The organism is Pseudomonas sp. BN415 (assembly GCF_029871195.1).
Taxonomy (GTDB): Bacteria; Pseudomonadota; Gammaproteobacteria; order Pseudomonadales; family Pseudomonadaceae; genus Metapseudomonas; species Metapseudomonas resinovorans.
Genome location: NZ_SSOK01000053.1, coordinates 182609 through 201642 on the forward strand (window position 1 = coordinate 182609; position 19034 = coordinate 201642).

General features: G+C 62.2%; 17 protein-coding genes. 6 read left to right on the top strand and 11 right to left on the bottom strand.

Features of this window, described 5'->3' with window-relative positions:
* Window positions 1-161: 161 nt before the first annotated feature.
* The 4 genes from rraA to ppsA all read right to left on the bottom strand — a co-directional run bounded on the left by rraA (window position 162) and on the right by ppsA (window position 4475).
* Window positions 162-650 (bottom strand): ribonuclease E activity regulator RraA, encoded by a 489-nt coding sequence (gene rraA / locus E8F20_RS13995; RefSeq protein ID WP_280284236.1) that lies wholly within the window; start codon window positions 648-650, stop codon window positions 162-164.
* A 20-nt stretch (window positions 651-670) separates the two neighbouring features.
* Window positions 671-970 (bottom strand): Rieske (2Fe-2S) protein, encoded by a 300-nt coding sequence (locus E8F20_RS14000; protein ID WP_280284237.1) that lies wholly within the window; start codon window positions 968-970, stop codon window positions 671-673.
* 83 nt (window positions 971-1053) lie between these two features.
* Window positions 1054-2040: an alpha/beta fold hydrolase gene (locus E8F20_RS14005; protein WP_280284238.1), complete on the bottom strand. Its 987-nt coding sequence runs from the start codon at window positions 2038-2040 to the stop codon at window positions 1054-1056.
* A gap of 65 nt (window positions 2041-2105) precedes the next feature.
* Entirely contained in the window at window positions 2106-4475 is a 2370-nt protein-coding gene (gene ppsA, locus E8F20_RS14010; RefSeq protein WP_280284239.1) for a phosphoenolpyruvate synthase, read from the bottom strand.
* 164 nt (window positions 4476-4639) lie between these two features.
* Between ppsA and E8F20_RS14015 the strand changes: the two genes are divergently transcribed.
* On the top strand, window positions 4640-5458 hold the full coding sequence (locus E8F20_RS14015) for a pyruvate, water dikinase regulatory protein (RefSeq protein WP_280284240.1): 819 nt from the start codon (window positions 4640-4642) through the stop codon (window positions 5456-5458).
* A gap of 54 nt (window positions 5459-5512) precedes the next feature.
* Here E8F20_RS14015 and prpF read toward each other — a convergent pair whose 3' ends face one another.
* The 5 genes from prpF to E8F20_RS14040 form a co-directional block, all read right to left on the bottom strand.
* A complete protein-coding gene (gene prpF, locus E8F20_RS14020) occupies window positions 5513-6700 on the bottom strand; it encodes a 2-methylaconitate cis-trans isomerase PrpF (RefSeq protein ID WP_280284241.1) in 1188 nt (395 codons plus the stop codon).
* 128 nt (window positions 6701-6828) lie between these two features.
* On the bottom strand, window positions 6829-9444 hold the full coding sequence (gene acnD, locus E8F20_RS14025) for a Fe/S-dependent 2-methylisocitrate dehydratase AcnD (protein WP_280284242.1): 2616 nt from the start codon (window positions 9442-9444) through the stop codon (window positions 6829-6831).
* Between the two features lie 2 nt (window positions 9445-9446).
* Window positions 9447-10604 carry a 2-methylcitrate synthase gene (prpC, locus tag E8F20_RS14030; protein WP_280284243.1) on the bottom strand — a complete coding sequence of 386 codons (1158 nt, stop codon included), beginning with the start codon at window positions 10602-10604 and terminating at the stop codon, window positions 9447-9449.
* An 85-nt stretch (window positions 10605-10689) separates the two neighbouring features.
* On the bottom strand, window positions 10690-11574 hold the full coding sequence (gene prpB / locus E8F20_RS14035) for a methylisocitrate lyase (RefSeq protein ID WP_137821974.1): 885 nt from the start codon (window positions 11572-11574) through the stop codon (window positions 10690-10692).
* Window positions 11571-12293 (bottom strand): GntR family transcriptional regulator, encoded by a 723-nt coding sequence (locus E8F20_RS14040; RefSeq protein WP_280284244.1) that lies wholly within the window; start codon window positions 12291-12293, stop codon window positions 11571-11573. Before E8F20_RS14040 ends, prpB begins: the two co-directional genes overlap by 4 nt.
* Window positions 12294-12598: 305 nt before the next feature.
* Between E8F20_RS14040 and E8F20_RS14045 the strand changes: the two genes are divergently transcribed.
* From E8F20_RS14045 to E8F20_RS14055, 3 genes are read left to right on the top strand one after another with little or no spacing between them, the layout of a single operon-like run.
* The gene (locus E8F20_RS14045; protein WP_280284245.1) at window positions 12599-13135 is read left to right on the top strand and encodes an ATP-dependent zinc protease; all 537 of its coding nucleotides are present in this window, start codon (window positions 12599-12601) and stop codon (window positions 13133-13135) included.
* A 5-nt stretch (window positions 13136-13140) separates the two neighbouring features.
* Window positions 13141-14667, top strand: coding sequence for an inactive transglutaminase family protein (locus E8F20_RS14050; protein WP_280284246.1), 1527 nt, complete (start codon window positions 13141-13143; stop codon window positions 14665-14667).
* 3 nt (window positions 14668-14670) lie between these two features.
* Window positions 14671-15657 carry an alpha-L-glutamate ligase-like protein gene (locus tag E8F20_RS14055; protein WP_137821971.1) on the top strand — a complete coding sequence of 329 codons (987 nt, stop codon included), beginning with the start codon at window positions 14671-14673 and terminating at the stop codon, window positions 15655-15657.
* A 225-nt stretch (window positions 15658-15882) separates the two neighbouring features.
* Here E8F20_RS14055 and speE read toward each other — a convergent pair whose 3' ends face one another.
* On the bottom strand, window positions 15883-16743 hold the full coding sequence (gene speE, locus E8F20_RS14060; protein WP_280284247.1) for a polyamine aminopropyltransferase: 861 nt from the start codon (window positions 16741-16743) through the stop codon (window positions 15883-15885).
* A 207-nt stretch (window positions 16744-16950) separates the two neighbouring features.
* On the opposite strand from speE, the gene E8F20_RS14065 reads away from it, so the two are divergent.
* Both E8F20_RS14065 and E8F20_RS14070 read left to right on the top strand, forming a co-directional pair.
* Window positions 16951-17811 carry a DNA-3-methyladenine glycosylase gene (locus tag E8F20_RS14065; protein ID WP_280284348.1) on the top strand — a complete coding sequence of 287 codons (861 nt, stop codon included), beginning with the start codon at window positions 16951-16953 and terminating at the stop codon, window positions 17809-17811.
* A gap of 2 nt (window positions 17812-17813) precedes the next feature.
* On the top strand, window positions 17814-18314 hold the full coding sequence (locus tag E8F20_RS14070) for a methylated-DNA--[protein]-cysteine S-methyltransferase (RefSeq protein WP_280284248.1): 501 nt from the start codon (window positions 17814-17816) through the stop codon (window positions 18312-18314).
* A gap of 4 nt (window positions 18315-18318) precedes the next feature.
* Here the strand turns inward: E8F20_RS14070 and E8F20_RS14075 are convergent, their stop codons facing one another.
* On the bottom strand, window positions 18319-18876 hold the full coding sequence (locus tag E8F20_RS14075) for a histidine phosphatase family protein (RefSeq protein ID WP_280284249.1): 558 nt from the start codon (window positions 18874-18876) through the stop codon (window positions 18319-18321).
* Window positions 18877-19034: the final 158 nt, after the last annotated feature.

Here is a 19034-nt window from a genome sequence, read left to right on the forward strand (position 1 = left end):
CCAGACTGCGTGAGGACATTGCGAGCGAAGGTCAGGCGAGGCGAAAACCGCCGGAAAAGCGCAGTTTACGATCTGTAAATGAGCATTTTGAGGCGGCTTTCTACGCAGCGTCACCGAGCGCAGCAGTTCTCACTCAAATCGGTTCCGTCGGGCTCATTTAATCAGGCCGGCATTTCCAGGGTTTTCGGCGAAACGATGATGCCGTTGTTGTCCGCATATACATACTCACCCGGGCGAAAGGTGACGCCGCCAAAAGTGACCGCGACATTCAGGTCACCGATACCGCGCTTGTCGGTCTTCATCGGGTGGCTGGCCAGGGCCTGGACGCCCAGGTCGGTCTGGGCGATTACGTCGACATCACGTATGCAGCCGTAGACCACGATCCCTTCCCAACCGTTCTTCGCCGCCTTCTCGGCCAGCATGTCGCCCAGCAGGGCACGACGCAGGGAACCTCCCCCATCGACCACCAGCACCTTGCCCTTGCCCGGCAAGTCGACCTGCTCCTTGACCAGGGAGTTGTCCTCGAAGCACTTGATGGTGACGATCTCACCGCCGAAGGAGTCGCGACCGCCAAAGTTGCTGAACATGGGTTCGACGACCTGGACCAGGTCCGGATAGGCATCGCACAGATCAGGGGTAACGTATTGCATGGACTTCTCCTTGATAGCAGTTACAGATCGAGACCGATGCGGTCGCCGTCGTAGGCCAGCGGCAGGCGCTGCAATGGAGGGCAAGGCGCATTGACCGGATGGCCACTGGCCAGGTTGAAGGCAATGCCATGCCTGGAACAGCGCAGCACCCCGCCTTCGAGGGTGCCGGTGTGCAAGGGCGCACCCTGGTGTGGGCAACGATTTTCCATGAGGATCGGCTGATGATCAACGACGATCAGCAACAAATGCCGCCCCTCAACCTGAAAAACACCCCGGTATCCGTCCTGAAGATTGATCAGTCGTTCCAGCGCTACGAACATGGAGCCTCCACCGCTCCGCGATTCCGCCATCTTTAGCACAGCCTCCCGCCATCCGAAACTGGAAACCGTCGGCAGGCAGCGAGCTAGAGCGTCACGACCTCAGCTCCCTGAACAGCGACCGGCAGGGACTGATGCCCCAGCCAATGCGCCACCAACGGCCAGACCTCGCGCTCGGCGACCTTGCTCACCAGCATCTCGATGTGGCCGAAGTCGTCGCTGAACCCTGCGTCTCGCGCCAGGCGCAGGAAGTGACGGTTCTCCTCGGGGACTTGCTCCACCAGTTTTCGGCAGGCCCAGACCGGGTCCTGCAGGTCTCCTGCAGCCGCAACAGCCAACACAGGAACCCGGACGTCCGCCAGCCCGGCCCACCAGTCCCGCTCGGCATCGCCGAAACGACCGAAAAGGCCGTGCCAGCGCATGCTTTCCAGGGCAAGACCGATCGGTTCGTCCTCAGGCCCGCGCTTGAGCCATGAGCCGGAGAGCACTTCGAACCGTTTGAGCAAGAGACGGCCACTCCACTCCACCGGCGGCACCTTGAGCGGCCAGTAGTTACGACTGATCTGACTGCCGAACAGCGCGACCGACGCCGCATCCCCGTTACCCAGGTAGTGCCCACCCAGGGCCGCAGCGAGTGTCGTTCCACCCAACGAGTGGCCGAGCCAGTGCGGCACCTGCCCACACTGTTCGCGAACGAATGCAGCGATGGCCGGCAGGTCATAGCGCGCGTAGTCCGCCACTCGGTTGCGTCGGTAGTGCTGGTTACGCGGTGACAGGCCGTGGCCACGCATCTCCACGATCCACACGTCGAAGCCGGCGCGCGTCAAGTAAGGTCCGAGTCCAAGCCCCTTGGGCGAGTACCAGAAGCGCCGATTGGAAAAGCTACCGTGCACCAGGATGACCGGTACGCCACGCTCATCCTCCTGGCCAAAGCGACCAAGGCGGGTCAGAACCAGCTCTACACTCGCGTCTGGGCTGTTGCCGGGCTTCAGGCGATAGACGTCTTCGGTCAGGTCGCCACGGAGTTCTGCGCTCATCAGCGCAACGGGAAAGAGATCACTACTGCTTTGCATGATTGCTGCTTGCACAAAAAAGGGCGGGTTTCGAACCCGCCCTTTTCGTTTCGACTAACGAAGGGTCAGGCCTGACCTTCCGCCAAGAAGAACCAGGTATCCAGCACGGAGTCCGGGTTGAGGGAAACGCTCTCGATGCCCTGCTCCATCAGCCACTTCGCCAGATCCGGGTGGTCGGACGGACCCTGACCGCAGATGCCGATGTACTTGCCAGCCTTGTTGCAGGCGGCGATGGCATTGGCCAGCAACTTCTTCACGGCCGGATTACGCTCGTCGAACAGGTGGGCGACGATGCCGGAGTCGCGGTCCAGGCCCAGAGTCAGCTGGGTCAGGTCGTTGGAGCCGATGGAGAAACCGTCGAAGAACTCCAGGAATTCATCGGCCAGCAGGGCGTTGGACGGCAGCTCGCACATCATGATGACCTTCAGGCCGTTCTCGCCGCGCTTCAGGCCATTGCTGGCCAGGAGCTCGACCACCTGGGAAGCCTCTCCCAGGGTACGCACGAACGGCACCATGATCTCGACGTTGGTCAGGCCCATCTCGTTACGCACTTTCTTCAGCGCACGGCATTCCAACTCGAAGCAGTCGCGGAAAGACTCGCTGATGTAGCGGGAAGCACCGCGGAAGCCCAGCATGGGGTTCTCTTCTTCCGGCTCATAGAGCTTGCCGCCGATCAGGTTGGCGTATTCGTTGGACTTGAAGTCCGACAGGCGCACGATGACTTTCTTCGGCCAGAAGGCCGCCGCCAGGGTACTGATGCCTTCGACCAGCTTCTCGACGTAGAAGCCAACCGGGTCGTTGTAGCCGGCGATGCGCTTCTCGACGCTTTCCTTGATCTCCACCGGCAGGCTGGCGAAGTTCAACAGCGCCTTGGGGTGAACGCCGATCATGCGGTTGATGATGAACTCCAGACGGGCCAGGCCCACACCCTCGTTGGGCAGCTGGGCGAAGTCAAAGGCGCGATCCGGGTTGCCGACGTTCATCATGATCTTGAACGGCAGATCGGGCATGGCGTCGACGGAGTTGGTGCGAATGTCGAAACCCAGCTGGCCCTCGAAGATGAAGCCGGTGTCGCCCTCGGCGCAGGAAACGGTCACGCCCTGGCCATCCTGCAGCGCCTGGGTGGCGTTGCCGCAACCCACGACAGCCGGAATACCCAGCTCACGGGCAATGATCGCCGCGTGGCAGGTACGGCCGCCACGATTGGTGACGATAGCGCTGGCGCGCTTCATCACGGGCTCCCAATCCGGATCGGTCATGTCGGAGACCAGCACGTCGCCCGGCTGGACCTTGTCCATCTCGGATACGTCGTGGATCACGCGAACCGGGCCGGCACCAATGCGCTGGCCGATAGCGCGGCCCTCTACCAGGACCTTGCCCTTTTCCTTCAGCAGGTAGCGCTCCATCACCGTGGCGCTGGCGCGGCTCTTAACAGTTTCCGGACGGGCCTGCACGATGTACAGCTTGCCGTCGTCACCGTCCTTGGCCCACTCGATGTCCATCGGGCGGCCATAGTGTTTCTCGATGATCAGGGCCTGCTTGGCCAGCTCGGTCACTTCGGCGTCGGACAGGGCGAAGCGAGCGCGGTCGGCACGGTCCACGTCGACGGTCTTCACCGACTTGCCAACCTTGGCTTCCTCGCCGTAGATCATCTTGATTGCCTTGCTGCCGAGGTTGCGGCGCAGAATGGCGGGACGGCCGGCTTCCAGGGTGTGCTTGTGGACATAGAACTCGTCAGGGTTCACGGCGCCCTGCACCACGGTTTCACCGAGGCCGTAAGCGGCAGTGATAAAGACCACGTCACGGAAGCCGGACTCGGTATCCAGGGTGAACATCACACCGGCAGTACCCGTTTCCGAACGAACCATGCGCTGCACGCCAGCGGACAGGGCAACCAGCTTGTGGTCGAAGCCCTGGTGCACTCGGTAGGCGATGGCGCGGTCATTGAACAGGGAGGCAAATACCTCTTTGGCAGCGCGGATCACGTTGTCCACGCCACGAATATTCAGGAAGGTCTCCTGCTGACCGGCGAAGGAGGCGTCGGGCAGGTCTTCAGCAGTGGCGGAGGAGCGCACGGCTACGGCCAGGTTGTCGTTGCCCTTGGCCAGTTCGGCGAACGCAGTGCGAATTTCAGCGTCCAGGCGCTCCGGGAACTCGGCATCCATTACCCACTGGCGGATTTCGGCGCCGGTCTTGGCGAGGGCGTTGACGTCGTCCACGTCGAGGTTATCGAGGGCAGTGTGGATGCGATCGTTCAGGCCGCTCTGCTCGAGGAAGTCACGGTAGGCCTGAGCGGTAGTAGCGAAACCACCGGGAACGGAAACACCGGCGCCAGCCAGATTGCTGATCATCTCGCCCAGGGATGCGTTCTTGCCCCCCACATGCTCAACATCGTGAACGCCGAGCTTATCGAGGGAAACTACGTACTCTACCAAGGTGATCTCTCCACTATTTGTTGGAAAAGCTCATGCGGAACAGCTCCGCAGCGTTCTGGCGTTGGTCCAGAAAAATACGTCACAATGCCGACCGGCTCGGGCCTGGCTAAAAACGCGGCCTATCATAGCCAAGAATCGTTCCTGACTTAAGGCCTTTGGCGCAAATGAAACGAACCGCTTTCTTCATCTCCGACGGTACCGGCATCACTGCGGAAACCCTTGGCCAGAGCCTCCTGGCGCAGTTCGAAACCATCACCTTCAACAAGATCACGCGACCGTACATCGACAGCGTTGAAAAAGCGCGCGCCATCGTACAGCAAATCAATAAGGCTGCGGAGCTGGACGGCTCCCGCCCGATCATCTTCGACACCATCGTGAACCAGGAGATCCGTGACATCCTGGCCACTTCCAACGGCTTTATGATCGACATCTTTTCGACCTTCCTTTCGCCGCTGGAACAGGAACTTACTTCGCACTCCTCGTATTCCGTCGGCAAATCCCACTCCATCGGCCACCACGCCAACTACATGGAGCGGATCGAGGCGGTTAACTTCGCCCTGGACAACGACGACGGCGCCCGTACGCACTACTACGACAAGGCCGACCTGATCCTGGTGGGTGTGTCCCGGTGCGGCAAGACACCGACCTGCCTCTACATGGCCATGCAGTACGGCATCCGCGCCGCCAACTACCCGTTGACCGAAGAGGACATGGAACGCCTGCAACTGCCTGCGGCCCTCAAGCAGCACAAGAGCAAGCTGTTCGGCCTGACCATCGACCCCGACCGCCTTACCGCCATCCGTAACGAGCGCAAGCCCAACAGCCGTTACGCGAGCTTCGCACAATGCGAGTTCGAAGTGCGCGAGGTGGAGAACCTGTTCCGTCGCGAAAACATTAACTTCATCAACTCCACTCATTTCTCGGTAGAAGAGATTTCCGCCAAGATACTGGTGGAAAAAGGTGTCGAACGACGCCTCAAGTAATGTGATCAATGATGAATAAGCCCGCTTCTGCGGGCTTATTCATGGACGAATCATTTAGAACGCATCGCCAGGCACACGCACCCAACCTTCCATCAGCACGCGAGCACTGCGGCTCATGATGGCCTTGGTGACGGTCCACTCGCCTTCCACTCGGACGGCTTCGGCGCCAACGCGCAGAGTGCCCGACGGATGACCGAAGCGCACAGCGCTTCGCTCGCCGCCACCGGCTGCCAGGTTCACCAGGGTGCCCGGAATGGCGGCGGCAGTGCCGATGGCCACTGCCGCGGTGCCCATCATCGCGTGATGCAGCTTACCCATGGACAAGGCACGCACCAGCAGGTCCACCTCTTCAGCCTTGACCGTCTTGCCACTGGAGGCCAGATAGTCCCTGGGTTTTGCCACGAAGGCGATTTTCGGCGTGTGCTGCCGGGTGGCGGCCTCCTCCGGGGTCTTGATCAGCCCCATGCGCAAGGCACCAGCAACCCGAATGGCCTCGAAACGGGCCAGCGCCTCGGGGCTTGTGTTGATGTTTTCCCGCAACTCGGTCCCGCTGTAGCCGATGTCCTCGGCATTGACGAACACGGTGGGGATGCCGGCGGTGATCATGGTTGCCTTGAGGGTGCCAATCCCGGGCACATCCAGGTCGTCGACCAGGTTGCCGGTAGGGAACATCGAGCCCCCCTCTTCCCCATCATCGGAAGGATCGACGAATTCCAGCACGATCTCCGCAGCCGGAAAGGTCACACCGTCGAGCTCGAAGTCACCAGTTTCCTGGACCTGGCCATTGGTCACCGGCACGTGGGCAATGATGGTTTTCTGGATGTTGGCCTGCCAGATGCGCACCACGCAGGTGCCGTTCTCCGGAATACGCGCCGGCTCCACCAGCCCGGCATGCAGAGCGAAGGCCCCGGCGGCGGTGGACAGGTTGCCGCAGTTGCCACTCCAGTCGACGAAGGCCTTGTCGATGGAAACCTGGCCATAGAGGTAATCCACATCGTGATCAGGCTGGCTGCTCTTCGACAGGATCACGCACTTGCTGGTGCTGGAGGTGGCCCCGCCCATGCCGTCGATATGCGCGGCGTACGGGTCGGGACTGCCGATTACACGCATGAACAGCCGGTCACGGGCCTCGCCCGGCACCTGGCAGCGCTCTGGCAGATCCTGCAGGCGGAAGAACACACCCTTGCTGGTGCCACCGCGAATATAGGTGGCGGGGATTTTGACTTGAGGTACGTGGGCCATGAAGATTGTCCTGAAAGACTAAGAACGCCCTTCTTCCCCCAGGAAGAAGGTGCCCGAAGGGCAGATGAGGGAAGGCACCCCCCCTCACCCCAACCCTCTCCCGGAGGGAGAGGGGATTGTCGCGGGCCTCAGCCGACGGCTTTCTGCGACGAGGACTCGAGGAAGTCCTGGGCGAAACGCTGCAGCACGCCACCGGCCTCGTAGATCGACACCTCTTCGGCGGTATCCAGGCGGCAGGTAACCGGGACCTTGATGGACTCGCCGTTGGTGCGGCGAATCACCAGGGTCAGGTCGGCACGCGGCCTACGCTCGCCGATCACGTCGAAGGTTTCGGTACCGTCGATGCCGAGGGTCTTGCGGGTGGTACCCGGCTTGAACTCCAGCGGCAGCACACCCATGCCGATCAGGTTAGTCCGGTGGATACGCTCGAAGCCTTCAGCGACGATCGCTTCCACACCCGCCAGACGTACACCTTTGGCCGCCCAATCGCGGGACGAGCCTTGGCCGTAGTCGGCGCCAGCGACGATGATCAGCGGCTGCTTGCGGTCCATGTAGGTCTCGATGGCCTCCCACATGCGCATCACCTTGCCTTCCGGCTCGACGCGAGCCAGCGAGCCCTTCTTCACCTCGCCGTCGACCACCGCCATTTCGTTCACCAGCTGCGGGTTGGCGAAGGTGGCGCGTTGCGCGGTGAGGTGGTCACCACGGTGGGTCGCGTAAGAGTTGAAGTCCTCTTCCGGCAGGCCCATTTTCGCCAGGTACTCACCCGCCGCCGAGTTCGCCATGATGGCGTTGGACGGCGACAGGTGGTCGGTGGTGATGTTGTCCGGCAGCACCGCCAGCGGACGCATGCCCTTAAGGCTGCGCTCACCCGCCAGGGCACCTTCCCAATAGGGCGGACGGCGGATGTAGGTGCTCATCGGGCGCCAGTCATACAGCGGATCGACTTTCGGGCCGGTGTCTTCCTGGATGGTGAACATCGGGATGTACACCTGGCGGAACTGCTCCGGCTTGACCGCGGCTTTCACCACGGCATCGATCTCTTCGTCAGTCGGCCAGATGTCCTTCAGGCGGATTTCCTTGCCATCCACCACACCCAGCACATCCTTCTCGATGTCGAAGCGGATGGTACCGGCGATGGCGTAGGCCACCACCAGCGGCGGCGAGGCAAGAAACGCCTGCTTGGCGTAGGGGTGGATACGCCCATCGAAGTTGCGGTTACCGGACAGTACGGCGGTCGCATAGAGATCGCGGTCGATGATCTCCTGCTGGATTTTTGGGTCCAGTGCACCGGACATGCCATTGCAGGTGGTGCAGGCGAATGCCACCACGCCGAAGCCGAGCTGCTCCAGCTCTTGCTCCAGGCCGGCTTCCTTCAGATATAGCTTCACCGCCTTGGACCCCGGAGCCAGGGAGGACTTCACCCAGGGCTTGCGCACCAGCCCCAGCTTGTTGGCGTTGCGTGCCAACAGGCCGGCAGCGATCACGTTGCGCGGGTTGCTGGTGTTGGTGCAGCTGGTGATGGCGGCGATGATGACTGCGCCATCCGGCATAAGGCCATCGGCCTCTTGGGCGCGGGCCTTGTCCAGGTCGACGGCAATGCCGCGCTCGGCCAGGGCGCTCACCGGCAAGCGGCGATGCGGGTTGGACGGACCCGCCAGGGTACGTACCACCGAGGACAGGTCGAAGCTCAGCACGCGCTCGTACTGCGCATCATCCAGGCTGTCAGCCCAGAGGCCGGCCTGCTTGGCGTAGGTCTCCACCAGCTTGACCTGCTCGTCGTCGCGACCGGTCAGTTTGAGGTAGTCGATGGTTTGCTGGTCGATAAAGAACATCGCCGCAGTGGCACCGTACTCCGGGGCCATGTTGGAGATGGTGGCGCGGTCGCCCAGCGTCAGGGCGGCGGCACCTTCGCCGCGGAACTCCAGGTAGGCACCGACGACCTTTTCCTTGCGCAGGAACTCGGTAAGCGACAGCACCACGTCGGTGGCCGTGATACCCGGCTGCGGCTTGCCGGTCAGCTCGACGCCGATGATCTCCGGAAGGCGCATCCAGGATGCGCGACCGAGCATGACGTTCTCGGCCTCCAGGCCACCCACGCCCACGGCGATCACGCCCAGGGCGTCGACGTGTGGGGTGTGGCTGTCCGTGCCGACGCAGGTGTCCGGGTAGGCCAGGCCCTTGTCGTTGTGGATGACCGGCGACATTTTCTCCAGGTTGATCTGGTGCATGATGCCGTTGCCCGGCGGGATCACATCGACGTTCTTGAAGGCCTTCTTGGTCCACTCGATGAAGTGGAAGCGGTCCTCGTTGCGACGGTCCTCGATGGCGCGGTTCTTCTCGAACGCTTGCGGATCGAAGCCCCCGCACTCCACGGCCAGGGAGTGATCGACGATCAGCTGCACCGGCACCACCGGGTTGACCTGGGCGGGGTCACCGCCCTGGTCGGCGATGGCGTCGCGCAGGCCAGCCAGGTCCACCAGCGCGGTCTGGCCGAGGATGTCGTGGCAGACCACACGGGCCGGGAACCAGGGGAAGTCGCGCTCACGCTTGCATTCGACGATCTGCGTCAGGCACTCATTGAGGATTGCCGGATCGCATTTGCGCACCAGGTTCTCGGCATGCACACGGGAGGTATAAGGCAGACGCGCCCAGGCGCCAGGCTCGATGGCCTCGACCGCCGCGCGGGCGTCGAAGTAGTCCAGCGCCGTGCCGGGCAGGCTCTTGCGGTATTGGCTGTTCATGGTTAGGGGCGATCCTTGAGCGGCACGAATTTCAGGTCTTCCGGGCCGACGTAGTTGGCGCTCGGGCGGATGATCTTGCCGTCGATACGCTGCTCGATGACGTGAGAGGACCAACCGGAGGTACGGGCGATCACGAACAGCGGGGTGAACATGGCGGTAGGCACACCCATCATGTGGTAGCTGACGGCGCTGAACCAATCGAGGTTCGGGAACATCTTCTTGATGTCCCACATCACGCTTTCAAGACGCTCGGCAATGTCGAACATCTTGGTATTGCGCTGCTCGGCGGAGAGCTCGCGAGCCACTTCCTTGATCACCTTGTTGCGCGGGTCGGACACGGTGTAGACCGGATGACCGAAGCCGATGATCACTTCTTTCTTCTCGACGCGGGCACGGATGTCGGCCTCGGCGTCTTCCGGGTTGTCGTAGCGCTTCTGTACCTCGAAGGCCACTTCGTTGGCACCGCCATGTTTCGGACCGCGCAGCGCGCCGATGGCACCGGCGATGCAGGAGTACATGTCGGAGCCGGTGCCGGCGATCACACGGGAGGTGAAGGTGGAGGCGTTGAACTCGTGCTCGGCGTAAAGAATCAGCGAGGTGTGCATGGCGCGGACCCAGGAGTCGCGCGGTTTCTCACCATGCAGCAAGTGCAGGAAGTGACCGCCGATGGAGTCGTCGTCGGTCTCCACGTCGATGCGCTTGCCGTTGTGGCTGAAGTGGTACCAGTAGAGCAGCGCCGAGCCCAGGCAGGCCATTAGCTTGTCGGCGATGTCACGGGCGCCCGGGTGGTTGTGATCATCTTTCTCCGGGGACAGGCAGCCCAGCACGGAAACGGCGGTGCGCATCACGTCCATCGGGTGGGCGGACGGCGGCAGTTGCTCAAGGGCGGCCTTCACGCCGGCCGGCAGGCCGCGCAGGGCCTTCAACTTGGCCTTGTAGCCTGCCAGCTCAGCAACGTTCGGCAGCTTGCCGTGCACCAGCAAGTGAGCGATTTCCTCGAACTCACAGGCAGTAGCGAAGTCGAGAATGTCATAACCGCGGTAGTGCAGGTCGTTACCGGTGCGGCCAACGGTGCACAGGGCGGTGTTGCCGGCAGCGGTGCCACTCAGGGCCACGGACTTCTTGGGTTTGAAGGCAGTGGTATTTTCGGTAGCGCTCATCGCGTGATTCTCCTCATTTCAATCCGGTTGCTTGCGTCTTGTTTTATCCGCGGGCCGCGACGCTGAGAACGCGGCCCGCGTCCGGTTACTTCTTGGCGGCGAACAGGGCGTCGAGTTTCTGCTCGAAGGCGTGGTAGCCGATGCGGTCGTACAGTTCGGCACGAGTCTGCATGAGGTCGATGACCTCTTTTTGATGGCCGTCGCGGCGAATGGCGGTGTAGACAGCCTCAGCCGCTTTGTTGGCGGCACGGAAGGCCGACAGCGGATAGAGCTGGATAGCCACGCCGACCGAGGCCAGCTCGTCGCGGGAGAACAGCGGAGTGGCGCCGAACTCGGTGATGTTGGCCAGCACCGGCACGCCCAACGCATCGACAAAGCGCTTGTAGGTCGGCAGATCGTAGGCTGCTTCGGCGAAGATGGCGTCAGCACCCGCTTCCACATAGCGCAGGCAGCGCTCGATGGCGGCATCAACACCCTCGGCCTGAATGGCGTCGGTGCGGGCGATCAGGAAGAAGTTCGGGTCGGTCTTGGCATCGGCAGCGGCCTTCACGCGATCGGCCATTTCCTCGGTGGAGACGATTTCCTTGCCCGGACGGTGGCCGCAGCGTTTGGCGCCGACCTGGTCTTCGATATGGGCAGCAGCAGCACCCGCCTTGATCAGGCTCTTGACCGTGCGCTCGATATTGAAGGCGCTGGGACCGAAGCCAGTATCGATATCCACCAGCAGCGGCAGGTCACACACGTCGGTGATACGGCGCACGTCGGTGAGCACGTCATCCAGGGTGTTGATACCCAGGTCCGGCAGGCCGAGCGAGCCGGCGGCAACACCGCCACCGGAGAGATAGATGGCCTTGAAGCCGGCACGCTTGGCCAGCAGTGCATGGTTGGCGTTGATGGCGCCGATCACCTGCAGCGGATGCTCCTCGGCAATCGCGTCGCGGAAGCGCTGGCCGGCGGTTTTCTGACTCATGACTCACCTCGTGTTTTGGACGGGTTGGCGAGCGCTTCCTTGTAGTGGCGCTCGATATTGCGCTTGGAGGCACCGATGTGACGGCGCATCAGCAACTCGGCCAGTTCGCCGTCTCGGTCGGCGATGGCATCGAGAATTCGGTGGTGCTCGTTGAAAGCCTGGCGGGGCCGGTTCGGCACCGTGGAGAACTGAAGGCGATACATGCGCACGAGCTGATAGAGCTCACCGCAAAGCATCTGGGTAAGGGTCTGGTTGCCGCTGCCCTGGATGATCCGATAGTGGAAGTCGAAATCGCCTTCCTGCTGGTAGTAGCCGCGCCCGGCCTGGAAGGCCTCGTCGCGCTCATGGGTATCCAGCACCCGGCGCAGTTCGTCGATCTCGGCCTGGCTCATGCGCTCGGCGGCCAGACGGCAGGCCATGCCCTCGAGGGACTCACGGATTTCGTAGAGTTCGATCAGTTCGGCATGACTGAGCGACACCACCCTCGCACCGACATGCGGCACCCGCACCAGCAGGCGCTGCCCTTCCAGGCGGTGGATCGCCTCACGCAGCGGCCCACGGCTGATGCCGTAGGTACGCGCCAGCTCGGGCTCGGAGATCTTGCTGCCAGGGGCGATCTCTCCGCGCACGATGGCGGTCTGGATACGCCGGAAGACACTCTCGGCTAGCGTTTCCGAGTCCAGCGGTTCAGCGACGGGGATTTCAGTGGCGTCCAGCATGATTGTCGACACATTCTTGTTTGGTGACGCAAAATTACCGCCAGAAAAGCCATCATGTCAAACCAAACCCGACCAATTGTCGACAATCTATTTTGAGCCCGGAAATTCCATCTACGCCGTCACGCCCTGACCTTTGGCGGCATAAGCGTCTGTCGCACCGGAAAATCCGCGTGTTAGAATGCGCGCCGCCAGCGCCAGTCTGGGCGCCAATGACTTGCCTGCTAGACTCCCAGACCAGGCGCCGCAGCCAAGATGGCCGTGGGCCGGGCTCCTGGACCGATGACCGCGTTACGCTCAAAGGACTTATGACACTCAAGCCCTTCGCCCTGTTTGCCTGCCTGCTCGCCCTCCCCAGCCTTGGCCTCGCCACCGAGAAGACCATCTACGGTCTCAACGAATACGCCAAGCTGAAGGATCTCGACCTGGAAGTCGCAGCCAAGCTCGATACCGGCGCCAAGACCGCCTCCCTCAGTGCGCGCGACATCAAGCGCTTCAAAAAGGATGGCGAACCCTGGGTGCGCTTCTACCTGGCCATAGACGATGCCCACGAACATCCGATCGAACGCCCCTTGGCGCGAATCAGCAAGATCAAACGCCGCGCTGGCGACTATGACCCCGAGGAAGGCAAGACCTACACTGCACGCCCGGTCATTGAGCTGGAAGTGTGCATGGGCACCGCGCTGCGGCATATCGAAGTGAACCTCACCGACCGTAGTGCTTTCCAATACCCGCTTCTGATCGGTTCCGAGGCGCTCAAGCGCTTCGATGCACTGGTCGACCCGAGCCTTAAATACGCTGCCGGCAAACCCGGTTGTGCCACCGACGCAAACTCTGACGAGTAACCTACATGCGCTCTCTTACCCTGCATCTGAAAGTCCTGATCACCCTCCTGGTGAGCCTGGGCATTCTGATAACGGCCTACCAGATATTCATTCAGGGCATCCCGATCACCGAGGATGAGACCGACGACCTGTGGAACATCGACGCCAAGGTCGAGTTCCAGGCCAGCCCGCGTGATCCGGTCAAGGTCCAGATGTTCGTCCCGCCACTGAACCGGGACTACGTCAGCCTCAACGAGAGCTTCATCTCCAATAACTACGGGGTGAGCATCAATCGCGTTGACGGCAACCGCAAAGTGACCTGGTCCGCCCGTCGTGCCAGCGGCAACCAGACGCTCTACTACCGCCTGGTGCTGACCAAGCGCTACAGCGGCGAGAAAGCGAAGGACAAGGGCCCGATCTTCCGTGACAGCATCCCGGTGGAAGGCCCCGAGAAGATAGCTGCCGAAGCCCTGCTGGCGCCCATCCGCCAGCACTCGGCGGACGTCGAGACCTTCATCAGCGAGACCATCAAGCGGGTCAACAACCTCAACGATGACAACGTCAAGCTGCTGCTGGCCGGCGATCAGAGCACACCGAACAAGGCCAAGGTCATCGAACTGCTGCTGTCCATCGCCCATGTGCCGATGGAGCGCGTCCATACCATCCGCCTGGTGAGCGAGCAGGCCCAAAGCCCCGAGCTCTGGCTGCGCAGCTTCAACGGCGAGAACTGGCTGTACTTCAACCCGGATACCGGTGAGCAAGGCCTGCCCAACGACCGCCTGATCTGGTGGACCGGCGACAACAACCTGATCACCGTCGACGGCGGCAAGAAGGTCCAGGTGACCTTCAGCATGAACAACAGCGAGATGAACGCCATCCGCCTGGCCAAGTTGACCGACGAGAACACCGACGCGGACTTCCTCGAGTATTCGCTCTACGGCCTGCCGCTGCAGACCCAGCAGACCTACCAGATCATGATCATGATCCCGATTGGCGTGCTGGTGATCCTGATCCTGCGTAACCTTGGCGGCCTGCAGACCTTGGGTACCTTCACCCCTGTCCTGATCGCCCTCGCCTTCCGAGAAACCCAATTGGGCTTCGGCATCGTGCTGTTCACCATCATCACGGCGCTCGGCCTGTCGCTACGCTCCTACCTCGAGCACCTGAAGCTACAGATGCTGCCAAGGCTCTCGGTGGTGCTGACCTTCGTGGTGGTGCTGATTGCGGTCATCAGCCTGCTGAGCCACAAGCTCGGCCTGGAGCGCGGCCTTTCGGTGGCCCTGTTCCCGATGGTGATTCTGACCATGACCATCGAACGCCTGTCGATCACCTGGGAAGAACGCGGCGGCGGCCATGCCTTCAAGGTGGCGATCGGCACCCTGATCGCAGCCACCCTGGCGCACCTGCTGATGACCATACCGGAGCTGACCTACTTCATCTTCACCTTCCCGGCGGTACTGTTGATCATGGTGGGCTTCATGCTGGCGATGGGTCGCTACCGCGGCTACCGCCTGACCGAACTCTTCCGCTTCAAAGCCTTCCTGAAGGACTGAGCCATGTTCGGCCTGATCAAGACCTGGAAAGCCCTCGAAGCCAAAGGCATCATGGGCATCAATCGGCGAAACGCGGACTACGTGCTGAAGTACAACAAACGGCACCTGTACCCGATCGTCGACGACAAGATCATCACCAAGCAGCGCGCCATCGAGGCGGGGATCCACGTACCGGAAATGTACGGTGTCATCTCCACCGAGAAGGAAATCGAGAAGCTCGACGAGATCATCGGCGAGCGTAACGACTTCGTGATCAAGCCGGCGCAAGGCGCCGGCGGCGACGGCATCCTGGTGATCGCTGATCGCTTCGAAGGCCGCTACAAGACGGTATCCGGCAAGATCATCAGCCACGAGGAAATCGAGCACCAGATTTCCTCGATCCTCACCGGCCTTTATTCCCTCGGCGGGCACCGTGACCGCGCGCTGATCGAGTACCGCGTGACCCCGGACCAGATCTTCAAGAGCATCAGCTATGAAGGCGTGCCGGACATCCGCATCATCGTGCTGATGGGCTACCCGGTGATGGCCATGCTGCGCCTGCCGACCCGGCAGTCCAACGGCAAGGCCAACCTCCACCAGGGCGCCATCGGCGTCGGTGTGGACCTGGCCACCGGGGTTACCCTGCGCGGTACCTGGCTGAACAACAAGATCGCCAAGCACCCGGACACCACCAACGCGGTGGACGGTGTGCAGCTACCGAACTGGGATGGCTTCATGAAGCTGGCCGCCGGCTGCTACGAGCTGTGCGGCCTGGGCTACATCGGTGTCGACATGGTGCTGGACCAGGACAAGGGGCCGTTGATCCTCGAGCTCAACGCCCGTCCCGGCCTGAACATCCAGATCGCCAACGACTGCGGCCTGACCCATCGCGCCCACGCTGTCGAGGCCCGCCTCGAAGAGCTGAAGGCCAAGGGGATCCAGGAAACCCCGGAAGAGCGCGTTCGGGTATCCCAGGAGCTCTTTGGCCACGTGCGGCCGACGGAGATCTGATCCACCCTTCCATGAAAAAGCCCGGCCAAGTTGCCGGGCTTTTTCATTCTGCTTATCCGGCCAAGGCCAAATGCAGGCTTCATCAATAGGGTGAACCACGCTTCACCAGCCCACCAATGGAGGGCGGCGGGGTACCGCTGGTGGAAAAAAAGCGCCATCCACCCCACTAAAGGCATGAAATGAAGAAGGGGCCTTTCGACCCCTTCTTCGTCTACCCGCACACCCTCAATCGTTGCTCGGCTTGTTCACCGCGTGCAGCACGTACTGCGGCAGGGCGAAGGCGCCGACGTGGATCTCCGGGTTGTAGTAACGGGTCACGATGCTGCTGCCGGCGTAGCGCTGGCGCAGGGTTTCCACTGGCAGTTTGCGCATTTCCGGGTCGGTTGCGCCCCAGGCGAAGGTCATGGCGCCACCAATGTAGGTCGGCACGGCGGCCTGGTAGAAGTGCCAGTCGGCAAACAAGCTATCCATGCGGCTGGCAGTGGTCTGCACTTCGCCAAGCTGCATGAAGGGCGTGCCGTTCTGGGTGACCAGCACACCGCCGTCGTTCAGGCAGCGGCGGCAGGCCTGGTAGAAGTTCTCGGAAAACAGCACCTCGCCCGGACCGATGGGATCGGTGGAGTCGGAGATGATGACGTCGAACTTCTCCTGGGTGGTCGCGACGAAGCGCATGCCGTCATCGATCACCAGATTCAGGCGCGGGTCTTCATAGGCACCCTTGGAGTGGTTCGGCAGGAATTCCTTGCACATCTCCACCACTGTGCCGTCGATCTCGACCATGGTGATGCGTTCGATATCACGGTGCTTGCGCACTTCGCGCAACATGCCGCCATCGCCACCGCCAATGATCAGCACACTCTTTACCGCGCCATGGGCGAGGATCGGCACGTGGGTGAGCATCTCGTGATAGATGAACTCGTCGGCCTCGGTGGTCTGGATCACGCCATCCAGCGCCATCACGCGGCCCATGCGCGAGTTCTCGAAGATCACCAGGTGCTGGTGCTCGGTGCGCACTTCGTGCAGCAGCTTGTCCATGCGAAAGCGCTGGCCATAACCGTCGTAGAGAGTTTCCTGGTAATCGCTCATGGGTTGTCTCCCCTGCTGGCTGTATTAGCGGACGGTGCCTCCGCCCCATGAAAAGGCGCGCATTCTACGATGGCTTCGATGTCAGGTCGAACCGCGACGGGAGAATTTGAAAGTCAGTTTTGCAGAGACGACGCGGCGCCAAGAGAATATCGTCGCTCCATGACTGCAATTGCTTCCACCATTCGGACCCGCGAGCCCATCGAGCCCATGCGCCTTCATTACTTCGAGCCCTGGAGCTGGAAGCAGTTCCAGCAACATTTCGCCCTGCGGCGCCTGCCCGGCGTCGAGCACCTGACGGCCGACAGCTATTGCCGCAGCTTCCGCCTGGGCGGGCGCAGCGGATGGTTCCGCCTGCGTCCGTTACCCGGCGCGCTGGAGCTTGAACTGAGCCCATCGGTTCGGGACCTGGAGCCGCAGCTGGCACCGCGCATCCGGCAAATGTTCGACCTTGACAGCGATCCGGCTGCCATCGCCCAGCACCTGGGCCGTGACCCGCTACTGCAAGTGCTGCTGGCACGTTATCCGGGATTACGCCTACCCGTCGCGTTCGACCCTTTTGAGCAAGGCGTGCGCACCATCATCGGCCAACAGGTGACGGTGAAGGCGGCGGTGACCATTGCCGGACGCCTGGTGGAGCGTCTTGGCGAGCCATTGGCAGGCGCCGAAGTCGTCGGCCCGCAACGGCTCTTCCCCACCCCGCAGGCCATCGCCGAAGATCCACTGCCCGGTATCGGGATGCCCGGCAAACGTGTCGACACTTTGCGTCGATTCGCTCAGGCAGTGGCCGATGGCCGCCTGGAGCTGAACCTGGCGGCGGGCATCGAATCCCTGATCGAGCGTCTCTGCGCCCTGCCCGGCGTCGGCCGCTGGACCGCCGAGTACATTGCTCTGCGCGCTTTCGGGGAACCGGACGCCTTCCCCTCCGCCGACCTCGGGCTGCTCAAGTCACCGATTTGGGGGCCAGAGGGCATCAGCGCACGGGAACTGGCCAGCCGCGCCGAACAATGGCGCCCATGGCGCGCCTACGCCGCCGTCTATCTCTGGCAGAGCTACGCCGAGGAGAAGTGAAGATGCATTACCGCTACCACGACAGCCCCACCGGTCCACTGTTACTCGCCGGGGACGACTCGGGACTGCAATTGCTTTACATGGACAACTCCGAACGCTGGCAGCCCGATACTGGCTGGGCGCCAGCCGGTCGACAACTGGACGAACCCTGCCGCCAACTGGACCTTTACTTCGAGGGGCGCCTGAAGCGCTTCGACTTGCGTCTCGCACCACAGGGCACGCCCTTCCAGCAGCGAGTCTGGCAGGCTCTACTGGAAATCCCCTACGGCCGCACCACCAGCTACAGCGAACTGGCCGAACGCATCGGCAACCCGAAATCCGTGCGCGCCGTCGGCACCGCCAATGGCGCCAACCCCATCTCCATCATCATCCCCTGCCACCGGGTGATCGGCCGCGATGGCAGCCTGACCGGCTATGCCGGCGGCCTGCCGCGCAAGGCACTGCTGCTGAAGCTGGAAGGTGTGAAGCTGCAGCCGGAGCAGGACCAGCTGCTGCTGATCTGAATGCTCAGGGCTGACGGATACGCGCCATGACCTTTGGCGGATCCGCCAAGGGCAATTCGATGATCAACCCCTCCCCGCTCCTGGGTGAAACGCCGGTCAATGCTTTGATGTTCACCTGGTGGCTGACCATTACCACCGGCCTGTCCTTGGGCACTTTATCGATGGCCTTGCGCAACTCGACAGTCTGCGCGGCCTGGCTGTCCGGATCACTGAAGAAGGAGTCCAGCGCCGAAAGAGTTTCCACCGCCCCCAGACCCATTTCCTGGGCGGTGTCCTGAGCACGGCACCAGTTGCTGGTATAGAGGCGCGGTTGCTCCACCTTGCGCCGCACCAGCAGCTTGCCCCACCGCTTCGCCTCCTGGCGTCCCTTGTCGCTGAGATTGCGTTGGGTGCTGCAATCCCCCAGGCGAAAGCCTTCCGGGTCGCCAGTCCCCGGGGCAGTGGTATGACGCAACAGCAGGAAAGCCTTGCCTTCGCGCAGAGCCTGCCAGGCTGACTTCTGGTCAGCGGGCGCTGGCAACGCCAGCAACGCGAGCAACATCAGGACGAATAGACGGGTCATGGCCAGAGCGCCGGTTCCAGCACCCACCCGCCAACTGCCCTATAAAGGATCGGATCGGGACAAGCCGCAACGACGCAGAGACAGGAACCCATGGGGGACGCTCTCGGATGGATGCAGTCACCCCAAGGATAGATCGGCCGACGACAGCCTTCCTCACG